Source organism: Duganella sp. AC917 (genome assembly GCF_979258245.1).
The window spans coordinates 2,150,270-2,165,151 of sequence record NZ_OZ409848.1; the positions used below are offsets into that span (position 1 = coordinate 2,150,270).

Below are 14,882 nucleotides of genomic sequence, written 5' to 3' on the forward strand. Positions count from 1 at the left end.
AGTCTATGATTTAACTGTATTTTGTTTTGAGGTCGATGTGCGCACTAAGAGCGTGCGCACCGCAAAATGGCATCATTTTGGTGCGCGCGCGGTTTCGATGTCGTCGCGCCTCAGATAGGTGCTCCCGGTGGAACCGGCGGCGGAGAGCGCAATTTGACACTGCGCGGGTCCTTCAGGTAAGCGGTGATCAATTCGGCGGCCTCCTTGCGACTGGTCGCCGTCACACCCATGCCCGGATTTATTTGCAGCCACTGCGCAAACTCACGCGCCGATTGCCTCACCTCGGCCGCGACGTTCGGATGCAGCTTGCCGCCATCCAGCAGATTGAGCACGCCGTCGACCAGCACCCAATTTGCCGCCAACTGGACCGCCTCGCCGCCAACCACCGATGCGGGCACCGGCTCGCGCTTCCACGTCTTTTGAAGCAGCAGCGAGAGCACGTCCTGCACGCCGGGCTGCTGGCCGTCGCGCGCATGCTGCCACGCGAGGCGATTCATGCGTTCCGGGTCGAGCAGGAAACCGGCCGATTGCGCGGCGCCCGCCTCGGCGATCGAGAAGGCATCGAACACGGACCCCATGCGGGTGGCGAAGTATTCGCGGCCGCGCTCATGTCCCATCGCCGGCGGTGTGAGGACATCGAGCACGCTGGCGGGTAGCGCCAGATACTCGGCCCGCAGACTGTCCGCCAGCCGGTTCAGCGCCTGGCGCTGCACCGCCGCCGGCGTGATCCTGACACCGGCCTTGCCATTGCCGGCTTTGACGTCGCCGCTGGTGGTGTAATCGAAATCGCCGCCGCCAATCAGGCGCGCCACCGCTTCGCCCTGGTAGCGCTGCAGCAGATACACCGGCACCAGGCGCGCTTCAAGCTCGCCGATCTGGCGCGCGTCCGGCAAAACGTCCGCCGAGAAGGTTTGCAGCGCGCGCCGGCGCACGTCGCCCAGCTGGTCCCAGGTCTTGATCGAGTCCGGGCCGAAGTCCCACAGCAGCCCGTCCGGGTGGCTGGCGCCCGGCGTGCGGTCGTCCTGGTCGCTGGAATACACCATTCCTGCAGCCCTGGCGTCGGCGCGCAGCCTGGCCAGTGCCGCCTGCTCCTGCGCGCCAGCGCCCAAATCGCCGTAGATGTATTTAACGATGTAGTCGTCCCACGGACCGACACCAACGCCATAGGCATCGGCCAGATCGACCTCCCCCTGCGCGTTGAGCTTCAAAATCGGATGCGGATAATCCATCACCGAGCCGTTGCCATTGCCAGTGCGGCTGGCGGCGAAGTTGTGCGCGAAACCGAGCGTGTGGCCGACTTCGTGCGCCGACAACTGGCGCAGGCGCGCCAATGCCATTTCCTCGGCCAGCTTGTGCTTGTCCGCCGGTGCGTTTTTGCCGTACGGCGCAAGCAGGCTTTCGGCGATCAGGATGTCCTGCCGCACGCGCTGCGATCCAAGGGTGACAGCGCCGCGAATGATCTCGCCGGTGCGTGGATCGGCCAGCGCGCTCCCGTACGACCAGCCACGCGTGGCGCGGTGCACCCAGTGGATCACGTTGTAGCGGATGTCCATGGCGTCGACGCCTTCCGGCAGCAGCTCGACACGGTAGGCGTCCTTGAAGCCGGCCTTTTCGAAAGCGCTGGCCCACCAAGAGGCACCTTGCAGCAGCGCGCTGCGCACCGGTTCCGGCGCGCCCCGGTCGACGTAGTACACGATCGGCTTTTTGACGGTGCTGACCGCCGCCGATGGATCGGTCTTTTCGAGCCGGTGCCGCACCTGCCAGTGCACGTCGATGCTGCTGGCGAGCGGCGTGGCGAAGTCGAAGTAGTTGACGTCGAAGCCGCCGGAGAACGGATGATAGGTGCGCGGCCGCCATCCCGTCTGGTCGTCGATACGCGGCAGGCGCACCATGCTGATACGCTGGCGCATCGACAGGCTGGCCGGGTCGGCGGCGACTTGTCGCACGTAGTCGGCCTGTCCCGGTCCGGCAAAGGTCAGCAGCGCTTCAAGTTCCACATTGTCCGGGAATGCCTTGGCCTGTTCGGCCAGCACCGCGCTGCGCGCAGGGTCGACCTGATAGGCGCCTTGTTTGGCGGCCGCCAGCCGCGTGGCGATGCCATGGCGGTCGGCCAGCAGGAAGCTGGAAAAGTCGACCAGGTGTGCGCCGCTTTCGCTGGCCAGGATGTCGCCCGACCACAGCACGGCGTTGGCGAACGACTCCTTGACGGCGGCCCGTTCGTCCTTGTCCGCCGAGGCCGCGATGTAGGCGGTATTGTCCTGCACGAGGAACAGCTTGGCCCCGTGCTTTTCGAAATGGACCATGCGCATGTCGCCGGGCTGGCCGCGATCGAGACCGACGTCGTTCGAGCCCAGTGCGTATGGCAGGGAACTCAGTAACAGGAACGGCTGCTCCAGCGACACCACCGACAGCAGCACCCTGCCCTTGGCATTGTCACGCCAGACGTCGATGAAGCCGGGTTGCGCCTGCAGGCCGCGCGTGGCATCCGCCAAGGATTTGGCGGATGCCTGCGCGGCAGCGGCGTTGTTCGATTGCGCCAGCACCGGCGCCACCGGCGCCGCGCCCAACATCAGGAGAGCGAGCAGCAGCGGCCCGGCGGCTGGCGCGGCCCTCATTGCGGACCCGCCGCCTTGTGTGCCGCCGCCGCCGGAGCCGGCGACGCGGTGGTTTGCACGGTCGGCGTCGCGCCGTCCATGTGCAGCGCGCGGCTCAGGAAGCCCCAGCGATCGGCCACCTCCTCGATCTGCTTGGTGGTCGGCTTGCCGGCGCCGTGGCCGGCCTTGGTGTCGATACGGATCAAAATGGGCGCGGCGCCCGCCTGGTCGGCCTGCGCGGTGGCGGCGAACTTGAAGCTGTGCGCCGGCACTACGCGGTCGTCATGGTCGGCCGTGGTGATCATCGTCGCCGGATAGCAGGTGCCTTTTTTCAGGTTGTGCAGCGGCGAGTACTTGACCAGCGCCTTGAACTCTTCGGCGTTGTCGGACGAGCCGTAGTCCGAAGTCCACGCCCAGCCGATGGTGAATTTATGGAAGCGCAGCATATCGAGCACGCCCACCTGCGGGATCGCGGCCGCGAACAATTCCGGCCGCTGCGTCATCGCCGCGCCGACCAGCAGGCCGCCGTTGCTGCCGCCGCCGATGGCCAGCTTGGCCGGCGAGGTGACCTTGTGCGCGATCAGCCATTCGGCGGCGCCGATGAAGTCGTCGAACACATTCTGCTTTTGCAGCTTGGTGCCCGCTTCGTGCCACGATTCGCCGTATTCGCCACCGCCGCGCAAATTGGCCATGACATAGACGCCGCCCATCTCCAGCCACGCCAGGTTGGCCACCGAAAACGCCGGCGTCAGCGACACGTTGAAACCGCCGTACCCATACAGGTAGGTCGGATTGGCGCCATCCAGCTTCAGGCCCTTCCTGGCGACGATGAACATCGGCACCTTGGTGCCGTCACGGCTGGTGAAGAATTCCTGGCGGGTCTCGAAGCCCGCCGGATCGAAGTCCACCTTCGGCTGGCGGTACACGCTGCTCTTATTGGCTTTCAGGTCATAGCGATAAATCGTGGTCGGCGTGGTGAAGCTGGTGTACGAGTAGAAGGTCTCGGTATCGGCACGTTTGCCGCTGAAGCCACCGGCGGTGCCGAGGCCGGGCAGCTCGATATCGTGGAGCGGTTTGCCTTTCAGATCGAACACCTTGACCAGGCTATGCGCATCGCTCAGGTAGTCCACCAGCAGTTGATTGTTGACGACGGACGCCGACACCAGCGTGTTGGAGCTTTCCGGTACGATCTGCTTCCAGTTCAGCACCGCCGGCTTGCGCGTGTCGATGCTGACGATGCGCCCGCGCGGCGCGTTGCGCTCCGTGTGGAACCAGAACACCGGTCCGTCGTTGCCGACGAAGTTGTAGACGGCGTCGAAGTCCTCGAGCAAGCCGACGACCTTGGAATCCTTGCGGCTCAAGTCCTTGTAGAACACGCGGTTCTTGTTCTCGGTGCCCTGCGAAGCGGTGATGATCAGGAAGCGGCCATCCTGCGTCACGTCGGCGCTGAAGCCCCAGTCCTTGTGGTCCGGACGGTCGTAGACCAGTGCGTCCGCGCTTTGCGGCGTGCCCAGTTTGTGGAAGTACAGCTTCTGGAAGTAGTTGACGTCGGCCAGTTTGGTCGCTTCCTTCGGCTCGTCGTAGCGGCTGTAGAAGAAGCCGGAGCCGTCGTGCAGCCACGCGGTATTGGAGAACTTGACCCACTTGATATGGTCTTCGACATCCTTGCCGCTGTCGATGTCGCGCACCTTGATCTCGTTCCAGTCGGAGCCCGATGCGGCGGTGCTGTAGGCGAGGTATTTGCCGTTGGGGCTCACCGCCAATCCCGCCAGCGCCACGGTGCCATCGGCGGCCAGCGTGTTCGGGTCGAGCAGCATGCGCGGCACGTCGGCCAGCGTCTTCATCGTGTAAAGCACCGACTGGTTTTGCAGGCCGTCGTTACGGCTGTAAAAATAGCGCCCGCCTTCCTTGAACGGCACGCTGAAACGCTCGAAGTTCCACAGCTTGGTCAGGCGTGTCTTGATCGCCTCGCGACCTGGGATCTGCGACAGATAGCCTTGCGTAAGCTTGTTCTGGGCGTCGACCCAGTCCTTGGTGTCGGCGCTGTTGGCGTCCTCCAGCCAGCGGTATGGATCGGCCACTTTGACGCCGTGGTAATCGTCGGTCTGGTCGACCGTGCGGGTGGTTGGGTAGGTCAGGCCGGCGCCGACGTTGGCGCAGGTTTGCGCCATGGCGCCTTGTGCCAGCAGGACGGTGGCCGCCAGTGCGGCGCGTTTCAATTGCTTCATGCGTGGTTCCGTGGGTCGTGATTGATTTGGAACGGCGGGCACGCGACCTTCGGGCCACGGCGCCGCCGGAGTTCAATGGCGCCCGTTCCACGACGGGCCACCGTACCGATGATAGCGTGCTTTGTGACAAATAAGCAACGTTAGCCGAGCGATCTCATCGTGTTTTATTCGGCGCGCAGCACGCGGTCCGTTGGGACGATGCGCACGTCGTGCATTTGATCGAGGTAGGCTTCGAGATAAGCTTTATGGGACGCGCCGACCACCACCAGCATGCGCACACCGGGGCGCGCGCTCATCGCGTCGCGAATGTTGGAGGCCATGCGCAGGTTGCGCGTTTCCCAGTAAGCGACGTAGCCGCGCCCGTAGCGCGGCAGCGATGGCTCCTCGAGCGCCGCGCCGAAATCACTGCGGAAGGCCTGCTCCGGATAGCCGGCGTCATTGTAGGCGCGGTACATGGCCAGCACATCGCCGGGCGCATTGAGCCGGCCTTCCAGATCCTTCGACTGCCGTGCGCGCGCAGCCGTGTAAGGGTTATCCCAAGCCTTGGAAATCGCCTCGCCGGCGGCTTTTTCATCTTCGTCGGGACCATCGGCCGTGTGGTCGTCCATTGCATAGACGCGCTCGAGGCCACTGCGCGCGGCCACCACGGCGGCGATCCGGTAGCTCTCATCGCGGCGCTGCGTCAAGCCATTCAACAGCGTCGCCAGGCTGTCCGGCAGGCCGTCGCCGGCGCGCCGTTCTTCGCCGGGCAACCGCAACCACTGCACCAGCGCCGACGCGCGCTCGCCACCGGCCAGCAACAAGGCCGCCAGCTTGCGCCGCTGCGCCGGCGATGGCGCCGCCGGCCACGCCGCCAGCATGCGTTCGGCTTGGGCATTCGCTTCCGCCACACTCAGGCCGGTTGCGGCGGTGGCAGGAGCAGGATCCCAGCAATAGGTCTTCACCGAGTCCGCATAGCGCTGCGGATAGCTGCGTAGATAAGCGCACTGCATGCCGGACAGCGATTCGATGGCGACGGCTTGCGGCTTCCACTCCGTGAGCCGGTCGGTCAACAAGCCAAACCTGGCCAGCTCGATGGACTTGTCCATCTGTGACAGATGGGGAGACCCAAGCACCATCACCTCGTTGGGCTGACCGGTTTTCAGCTTGTGCGCAGCCGGCGAAAACGAAGGCGTGGACTCCGCGGCAAACACCGTCGCGTGGCAGGCGACGGCGATTAAAGCGGTCGTAAATAGACGGTGCATACAGGCTCCTGAAGTGGGGTTCGGGCAGTGTATGCGACAGCCGGCGCCGCAAGGGAGGCGCTTGCGACGTACGGTAAAAACGCTTGTCTGAAATGCAAATAACGGCGATAGAACGGCGTTGCGTTCAGATGAAAACGGGGTTGGGCGCCACCGACGCGGCCGGAGCCTGCCACTTTTCCAGGAATGCGATCATCTGGTCCCCGGGGATCGGGCGGCTCATGAAATAGCCCTGCCCCTGGTCGCAACCCAGGTCGGCCAGCAGGCGCCAGACGGCCTCGCTCTCGATGCCTTCGGCCACCACGCGCAGGCCCATGTTGTGACCCAGGTCGATGGTCGAGCGGACGATTTTGGTGTCGCCTTCATCGTGCTCCATATTGAGCACGAAGGATTTGTCGATCTTCAGTTCATTGACCGGCAGCCGTTTCAGATACGCCAGCGACGAATAACCGGTGCCGAAATCGTCGATCGACAAATCGAAGCCCATGGCGCTGAGGCGCTCCAGCGTGGTTTGCGCGCGCACCGGATCGTCCATGATGGCGCTCTCGGTGATCTCCAGGCAGAACGATCCGGGAGACAGCTTGTGTCGCACCAGCAGATCGGCAAATTTGGCCGGCAGGTCCTGGTCCAGCAGGTCGCGCGTCGACAGGTTGACCGACACTTTCAATTGATGGCCCCGGGCTGCCAGTTCCTGGCACAGCTCCGCCGAGCGCTCCATCACCCAGCGCGTGAGCACGCGGATAAACCCTGTCTGCTCGGCGAACGGAATGAATTCGTCCGGGAAGACGTTGCCGCGCTCCGGATGCACCCAGCGCACCAGCGACTCCATGCCGACCACCTTGCCGGTATCGAGCATGATCTTCGGCTGCACGTGCAGGCGGAACTCGTTGCGTTCGATGGCGTTGCGCAGCTCCGTCAGCAGCGACAGGCTTTTTTCGCTGGATTTGTCCATCGCCGCGTCGTAGACCACGGCGCCGTCGTTGCGCTGCTTGGCCGCGTACATCGCCACCTCGGCCATGCTGAGCAGCGCTTCGCCGTCGCTGCCGTGGATCGGATAGCCGGCGATCCCCAGGCCGGCGCCGATATCGACCGTGTGCTCCTCGAGCGACAGCGGCATCTCCAGCGCCTGCAGGATGTCGGCCGCCACGCGCTGGGCCGCCTCGATGTCGGACGCCGGCAGCAGCACCGCGAATTCGTCGCCGCCCAGCCGCGCCACCTGCGCCGACGATTGCCGGCGGTTCGCCAGCAGCAGCTGCAGGCGCCCCGCCACCTGGCGCAGCAGCGCGTCGCCGAAGCTGTGGCCCATCACGTCGTTGACATGCTTGAAGCGGTCAAGGTCCATCATCAGCACGAACACCGCTTCCTCGCGCTTGCGGGCGTCCTCCATCGCGTCATTCAACAGCAGCAGGAACTGGGCGCGGTTGGGCAGATTGGTCAGCGTGTCCCAGTACGCGAGGCGGCGAATTTCCTGTTCGCGCTTGGCGATCCCCTCGCGCATCGAATCGAAGGCCTGGGCCAGCGCGCCGATTTCGTCTTCGCGGCTGGTGTCGATCTGGCCCTTGTAATCGCCCTGCTCCAGGCGCTTGGCGGTGTCGGCCAGCTCGCTGATCGGCTGGGCGATGCGCTTGGCGGTAAAGATGATGGCCAGCGCGGAGATGGCGATGCCGCCGACGGTGAGGAAGATCAGCCAGCGCTCCAGGCGCGCGTATTCGGCGGTGGCCTCGTCGATCGAGCGCGCCAGCAGCACGCTGGCGGTCTGACCGTTATCCTGGCCGATCGACATCAGGCGCGCGCTATAGCGGCCGGTTTCGACTTCGATGTCGAACGGCCCGGTGGGCGCCGCCGGCAAGGCCTGCAACTGGTCGACCACCGCCTGCGCGGAGCCGCCGACGTATGTGGAACCGGCCGACGTCCATTTGCCCCGCAAGTCGCGAGTCAGCACGGTCGCGTGCAGCGAGCTCACTTCGCGCATTTCGTTGGCCAACTGGCGGTCGATCGGGAAGGTCATCACAATCCAGCCGATGGTCACCGGCGCCTTGATCGGCATGACCACGATCTGGTACGGGCGACGCTCGATGATGGCGATGCCGTTGGCGCCGCCGGCCGCTTCGGCCGCGTCGAGCATGCTGACGGCCATTTTCTCCAGGCCGGCGGCCTGGCTGGTATTGGTGGACACGCCGATCTTGCGTTCGGCGCTGATCAACATCGTCAGCGAGGCCTTGATGCGGCGCCCGCTGTTGGCAAGCGCCGATTCGATGGTGGCGCGATCGCCTTCGTCGTTGTTGCCGATGGCGGCCAGGAACGCGGTGTCGCGCGCCAGCAGGCGCGCGCCGAAGCGCAGGTTCTGGGCATTCTGATCGAGCAGGCGGCGGAATACCTTGGTGCCGTTATTGAGTTCACCGGCGATGGACAACCGCGCGTTGTTGTCGATGCCGCGCTGGATCACCACCAGACCAACCAGTTGGACGGCGACGATCAGGACCAGGAAAAGGGTGACGATCCGGCTTTCCAGGCTGCGAAAACGCATACGCATACTCAGGGCGATCCTTTAATTGAGCGCCGACGTCGCGTCGGTCGCCGCAGGCTTCATCGGCAGCTTGAAGACGGCCGTCGACAGCGCGTCGCCCGCCTTCACCGTCAGCACCTGTTCGGGCGTGGCGCCGCCGACGGTGTTGTAGTGCCAGGCCTTGACCACATACTTGCCGCCGGCCGGCAGCACGATGCGCGCGGCGCCGGCGCCGTCGGTTTTGGCGAAGTACGGCGTGTCGACGATCTTGACGTAGGCGAGCATTTTGTCGTGGATATTGCAGCCCAGGACCACGGTGCCGGCCTTGTCGAACACCTGGGGCTCGGCCGATTCGCCCGAGTACAGCTTTTGGTCGAACTTGTGGGCTGCAGAGAACGAATAGATGTGGTGGCGCACCTTGTCGTTATTCGGAAAGTAAACTTTGCTGCCGGTCTGCACCACCGTGACCAATGGCATGAACTTCAAACTCTTCTGCTCGATCTCCGCCTTGGCGGGCGACTTAGCACCGGTTGCGGCAATGTCGGATTCCACGTAGATGACCGTATCGGCTAGCGGATTGCCAGCCGCGTCCTGTACTTGCACGGCGACGCCGGTCGCGCCAACCGAGGTGGCGCTTGACAACATCAAACAGGAAACGAGGCGACGGCGGTTGAAGCAGATCATGGTGGGCCCAGGAAACACGTGGTCTGGCTATTGTAGCGCGACAACAATGTGACATGGAAATACTTATTGCGTCACAGGACCAATTTCATCGTGTCGTCACAAATTCTTCATAGAATCGTACAGTTAAACCCACATTTCGCAAGCGATTATCGTGAAAACCGCCGCCCAAACGCTGCACCGTAGCAACGCCACACCCGCCGCGGTGACCTACATCGGGCCCGGACCCGAGGACGAGGAGGCAGTCTTGCGCGCCCATTTGGTCGACATTGTGGCGCGCCGCCAACTCAGCGCGCTGTTCCAACCGATCGTCAACATGCAGAACGGCGACATCATCGCCTACGAAGGTTTGATAAGGGGGCCGTCCGACAGCCCCCTGCACGCGCCGATGAACCTGTTCAAGGTGGCGCGCGCCAGCGGGCTGACGGTGCAGGTCGAGCACCTGTGCCGCCAGGTGATACTGGAACGCTTCGCCGAACTGGAACTGCCAGGCAAGCTGTTTCTTAACGTTAGCCCCGAGTGCCTGCTGCAGCGCGGTGCGCGCCACGGCGGGACGTTGGAGTACATTCATCACGCCGGCATCCACCCGGACCGCGTGATCATCGAGCTGACCGAGAACCAGCCCACTTATGACTATGAACTGATGCGCGAGGCGGTGCGGCACTATCGCGCCATGGGCTTCCAGATCGCCATCGACGATCTGGGCGAAGGCTTCTCCAGCCTGCGGCTGTGGTCCGAGCTTCGGCCGGAATATGTCAAGATCGACATGCATTTTATCCAGGGTATCAATAACGACCCGGTGAAGTTGCAGTTCGTCCGCTCGATCCAGGAGATCGCCGAGAAATCGAACACGCTGGTCATCGCCGAAGGCATCGAAACCCAGGCCGAACTGCTGGTGATACGCGACGTTGGCGTCGCCAACGGCCAGGGTTACCATCTGGGCCGGCCACACCCGCAGCCGGCGCGCACGGCCCCGGCGGAAGTGGTCAAGGCGCTGGCGCGCACCGGCGTTGCCGTGTATCCGCAGCGCGGCGCGGAAAAGAACGCCGCCACCGTGCTCAAACTACTCAACGAAGTGCAGACCGTGCCTTCGTCAATGAGCAACAACGACGTCTACGAGATCTTTCTGAAGGAGCCCAAGCTGCTGATCATTCCGGTGGTGGACGGCGACCAGCCGCTGGGACTGATCAGCCGCTTCGAGATGATCGACCACTTCGCCCGGCCCTACCAGCGCGAGTTGTACGGCAAAAAGTCGTGCAGGCAGTTTATGGACGCGAAGCCCTTGATCGCCGAACAGGACACCAGTTTGCAAGCGCTGAGCTTTCGCATGGTGCAGGCCGACGCCCACCACCTGTTCAACGGCTTCATCATCACCGACCAGGGACGCTATCTGGGCCTGGGCACCGGCCACGATTTGATGCGCGAGATCACGCAGATGCAGATCAACGCGGCGCGCTACGCCAATCCGCTGACCCAGCTGCCCGGCAATGTGCCGATCAACGAGCACATCGACCGGCTGCTGGAAAGCGGCACGCGCTTCTGGGCCTGCTACGTGGACCTGGACCATTTCAAACCGTTCAACGACGTCTATGGTTACCGCCGGGGCGACGACGTGATCCAATTGACCGGCAATATGCTGAGCGAACGCTGCGACGCCAACCGCGATTTTGTCGGCCACATCGGCGGCGACGATTTTATGGTGTTGTTCCAGAGCGAGGATTGGGAAACGCGCTGCGAAGGCATCCTGGCCGATTTCGAACAAAACGTGCAGGAGTTTTACAGCATCGAAGACCGCGAACGCGGCGGTTACCTGAGCGAGGACCGCCAGGGGAAGAAAGTGTTCTATTCGTTGATGAGCCTGTCAATCGGCGTGATCCGCGTCGATCCGCGCCAGTATTACACCCACCACCAGATTGCCACGGCGGCCGCCGAATCCAAGCGCCAGGCCAAGAAAATCCACGGCAACAGCCTGTTCCTCGACCGTCGCCAGCAACCGCAAGGTTAGCTGGAGCAATTACATCACCGCGGTCGCTCGCGTATCGGCACGGCCCTGCGATGCTGCGCGCGCCAGCGGCGCACCAGTTCCTGCGCCTCGGCAATCGCATCCGGCGTCATGTCGAGCGCCACCTTTTTGCGGTTGCTGACCGCAGCGACATCGCCGGCGTCCGCCGCCAGGGTCAACCACATGAACGAGCGCAAGGCGTCTCGCCTGACACCGCGCCCGCTGCCGAACATTCCACCAAGATTGAATTGCGCCAGCGCGTGGCCCTGCTCGGCCGCCTTGCCGTACCATTTGACCGCCTGCAGATCGTCCTGCGCCACGCCAAAGCCGTTGGCGTACATCACGCCGAGGTTGTTTTGCGCGCTGGCGTCGCCCTGCTCGGCGGCGCTGCGGTACCAGGCCACGGCGCGCGCCTCGTCCTTGACCACGCCATGCCCATTGGCGTACATGACGCCGACATTGAACTGCGCGTTCGGCGCGCCCTGCTCGGCCGCCATCCGGTACCACTCGAGCGCGCGCTGCTCGTCGCGGCCGACGCCACGCCCGCGCGCATACATGCCGCCCAGGTTGTATTGGGCCAGCACATGGCCGGATTCGGCCGCGCGGCGATACCACGAAAACGCCAACTCGTCGTCGCGGTCCACGCCCTTGCCGTTTGCCAGCATGATGCCAAGGTTAAACTGCGCGTCGGCGTCCTCCTGCTCGGCCGCGCGCGACAACCAGGCATAGGCCCGCAGCTGATCGGCCGCCACGCCCAAACCCTCCGAATAGGCGACGCCCACCATACGCTGCGCCACGGCGTCGCCCTGCGCGGCGGCCTGCCGGAACCACGCAAGCGCCTGCGTATCGCTGCGCGCGACGCCGTGGCCGTGTTTATACATCATTCCGAGATTGAGCTGGGCATTGGGGTCGTTTTGCAGCGCGGCCTTGCGGAACCACGCCAGCGCCAACGGATAGTTGCGGCGCACGCCGGTGCCATGCACATAGGCCTCGCCCAGCAAGGTTTGCGCGCTGGCGACGCCTTGCTCGGAAGCGCGGTAGAACCAGGACAGCGCTATCTCGTCGCTGCGCGCGACGCCGCGTCCCTTTTTATACATCTGCCCGAGATTTTGCTGGGCCGAGGCATCGCCCTGCTGGGCGGCGGCGCGAAACCAGCGCACCGCCTCCTTGTCGTTGTTGGCGACACCGCGGCCGTTGTAGTACATCGCCCCCAGATGGTTCTGCGCGAACGCCAGGCCCTGATCCGCGGCCTTGACCATCCAGTGGAAAGCCCGGGTATCGTCCCGCGCCACGCCCTGGCCTTTTTTATAGACCATGGCAAGGTTGAATTGCGCGTAGGGATTTCCCCGCTCGGCGGCGTCCTTGTACCAAACATAACTGTCGTAGCCATCTCTGGCGGAGCTATGGTTTTTCATCGCGCACCCCTTGCCAACACTGCAACTATGTTGACTAAAGTGTAAGCCTCGTAGTGACTTCAGATTTGACCGTCATCAAACGAGCCATGATGAAATACTATCGTTTAAACCTAAACTTACTGGGGCGATTGTTTTTGCAGGTATTGGTGCACTTTGGCAGCCGCCAGCTTGTTGACCGATACGAGCAGAGCGGGATCGACAACGCCGATGCCATAGGTCGAACCGATGTGCTTACCGATATGTATCAGCACTTCGGCGGCCACCTCGGCGTCGGACTCGGCCCGGTGGGCCGCGCTTTTAAACCGGATGCCCAACTGCCCGGACAGATTGCCCAGCTTGTAGCTGGCCAGGTTCGGGAACACCCGGCGCGACAGCTTGAGCGAGCACACCAGTGCCTGATGGCCCGGCGTCAGGTTCAGCCGAGCGGCCTCGGCGCGCAGGAATTTCTCATCGAAACTGGCGTTGTGGGCCGACAGCGCATCGCCGCCGATGAAATCGAGCAGGTCGGGCACCACGCGCGAGACCGGCGGCGCGTTGTCGACCATCGCCTGGGTGATGCCGGTCAGTCCGGTGATAAACGAGGGAATGCGCACATTGCAGTTGATCAGGGAGACGTAGCGCTCGACGATGCGCCCGCCGACGATGCGCAACGCCGCCACCTCGGTGATGCGGTCGCCCATGGCGGGCGACAGGCCGGTGGTCTCGAAGTCGAGCATGACGATGGATTTGTCGAGCATTTGCGTGCCTGTCTATATGAGTTGGATTGCCGATCAGATCGCCAAATTAGCCGAATTTGCGCACCGCGTCGAGCGCCAGGCCGGCGCCGATGCTGCCGAACAGGTCGCCTTCGACCTTGCGCGCGGCCGGCACCAGCGCGCCGATGCGTTCGCGCAACATGCGCACGCCGCTCGAACCGCCGGTGAAAAACACCGTATCGACATCGGCCGGCCCGACGCCGGCGTCGCGCAGCAGGCTCAGCACGGTATTCTCGACCGAGCCGACCAGATGGTCGATCGACGCGTCGAACTGCGCGCGGTCGAGCTCCAGGGTGACCGCCGGCGCCAGACGGTCCAGCTCCAGCCGCACCTTGACGTCGTCGGACAGGGCGATCTTGCCCTCCTCCACCTTCATCGCCAGCCAGTGGCCCGCGCGCTCGTCGATCAGGCGCTGCAGACGGCCCAGCTTTTCCTGCTCGGCCGAATCGCGCAGCAGGTCCGACAGCTGGGTCCACATCTTTTTGGTGTAGGCCTGGTTGATGGTGTGCCACGTCGCCAGGTTGAAGAAGTAGCTCGACGGCACTTCGCTGTTGTTGCGCAAGCGGCTGCCGTAGCCCAGCAACGGCATCACCGAGGACAGGCTCAGGTATTTATCGAAGTCGGTACCGCCGATGTGCACACCGCCGTTGGCCAGGATGTCGTCGCGCCGCTCGGTCTTTTTGGCGCGCTCGGGCGACAGGCGCACCAGCGAAAAGTCCGACGTGCCGCCGCCGATGTCGGCAATCAGCACCAGTTCCTCGCGGTCGATCTGCGACTCGTAGTCGAACGCGGCCGCGATCGGCTCGAACTGGAAGGCGATGTCCTTGAAGCCGACCGAGCGGGCGACTTCGGCCAGCGTATCCTCGGCCAGCTGGTCGTTCGCTTTGCTGTCGTCGATGAAATGCACCGGCCGGCCGAACACCGCCGACGTAAATTCGCGCCCGGCAGACTGCTCGGCCCGGTTCTTGACTTCGCCGATGAACTGCGCCAGCAACATACGGAACGGCAGCGCGCGGCCGCCCACCTCGGTCTGACCGTCGATCAGACTGGTCCCGAGCAAACTCTTGAGCGAGCGCATCAAGCGCCCCTCGTAGCCGGCCAGATATTCGGCCAGCGCCGCACGTCCAAAGGTGACCTGCTCGTCTTCCGCGTTGAAGAAGACGACCGACGGCAAGGTGGTCTTGCCGTCCTCAAGTCCCAACATCACGGCCTGGCCGGGACGCACCCAGCCGACCGTGGAATTTGACGTGCCGAAATCGACGCCGCAAGCATTGGCCATGTCGACCCTTCACACGTGATAAAGGGGCGTTATGCTATCAGAAAAACGCCCTCATCAGGGAAAATTGCTGTGCCACCACAGTGCGTACGTAATTTCCACAGGGAAGCACGATAGTTATTTCCTAAAGGCAATACTTTGATTATCCTCGACATGACTGCTATCGGCAAGCAATAGCGATGCC

At 63.8% G+C, this 14,882-nt stretch carries 9 protein-coding genes; 1 reads left to right on the forward strand and 8 read right to left on the reverse strand.

Annotated elements, in window-relative coordinates:
* Positions 1 to 110 precede the first annotated feature (110 nt).
* The 5 genes from ACZ0BA_RS09345 to ACZ0BA_RS09365 all read right to left on the reverse strand — a co-directional run bounded on the left by ACZ0BA_RS09345 (position 111) and on the right by ACZ0BA_RS09365 (position 9,253).
* Positions 111 to 2,615 (reverse strand): zinc-dependent metalloprotease, encoded by a 2,505-nt coding sequence (locus ACZ0BA_RS09345; protein WP_463451005.1) that lies wholly within the window; start codon positions 2,613 to 2,615, stop codon positions 111 to 113.
* Positions 2,612 to 4,822 (reverse strand): prolyl oligopeptidase family serine peptidase, encoded by a 2,211-nt coding sequence (locus ACZ0BA_RS09350; protein WP_463451006.1) that lies wholly within the window; start codon positions 4,820 to 4,822, stop codon positions 2,612 to 2,614. Before ACZ0BA_RS09350 ends, ACZ0BA_RS09345 begins: the two co-directional genes overlap by 4 nt.
* A 164-nt stretch (positions 4,823 to 4,986) precedes the next feature.
* A complete protein-coding gene (locus ACZ0BA_RS09355) occupies positions 4,987 to 6,066 on the reverse strand; it encodes a DUF5694 domain-containing protein (protein ID WP_463451007.1) in 1,080 nt (359 codons plus the stop codon).
* 124 nt (positions 6,067 to 6,190) lie between these two features.
* Entirely contained in the window at positions 6,191 to 8,596 is a 2,406-nt protein-coding gene (locus ACZ0BA_RS09360) for a putative bifunctional diguanylate cyclase/phosphodiesterase (protein WP_463451008.1), read from the reverse strand.
* Between the two features lie 15 nt (positions 8,597 to 8,611).
* Positions 8,612 to 9,253 (reverse strand): methylamine utilization protein, encoded by a 642-nt coding sequence (locus tag ACZ0BA_RS09365; protein ID WP_463451009.1) that lies wholly within the window; start codon positions 9,251 to 9,253, stop codon positions 8,612 to 8,614.
* 244 nt (positions 9,254 to 9,497) lie between these two features.
* Between ACZ0BA_RS09365 and ACZ0BA_RS09370 the strand changes: the two genes are divergently transcribed.
* Positions 9,498 to 11,255 (forward strand): GGDEF domain-containing protein, encoded by a 1,758-nt coding sequence (locus ACZ0BA_RS09370; protein ID WP_463454734.1) that lies wholly within the window; start codon positions 9,498 to 9,500, stop codon positions 11,253 to 11,255.
* Positions 11,256 to 11,269: 14 nt separating this feature from the next.
* Here the strand turns inward: ACZ0BA_RS09370 and ACZ0BA_RS09375 are convergent, their stop codons facing one another.
* From ACZ0BA_RS09375 to ACZ0BA_RS09385, 3 genes are all read right to left on the reverse strand, one after another.
* Positions 11,270 to 12,667 (reverse strand): tetratricopeptide repeat protein, encoded by a 1,398-nt coding sequence (locus ACZ0BA_RS09375; protein WP_463451010.1) that lies wholly within the window; start codon positions 12,665 to 12,667, stop codon positions 11,270 to 11,272.
* Positions 12,668 to 12,783: 116 nt separating this feature from the next.
* On the reverse strand, positions 12,784 to 13,404 hold the full coding sequence (locus ACZ0BA_RS09380) for a 3'-5' exonuclease (protein ID WP_463451011.1): 621 nt from the start codon (positions 13,402 to 13,404) through the stop codon (positions 12,784 to 12,786).
* Between the two features lie 46 nt (positions 13,405 to 13,450).
* A complete protein-coding gene (locus tag ACZ0BA_RS09385) occupies positions 13,451 to 14,701 on the reverse strand; it encodes an Hsp70 family protein (protein ID WP_463451012.1) in 1,251 nt (416 codons plus the stop codon).
* Positions 14,702 to 14,882: the final 181 nt, after the last annotated feature.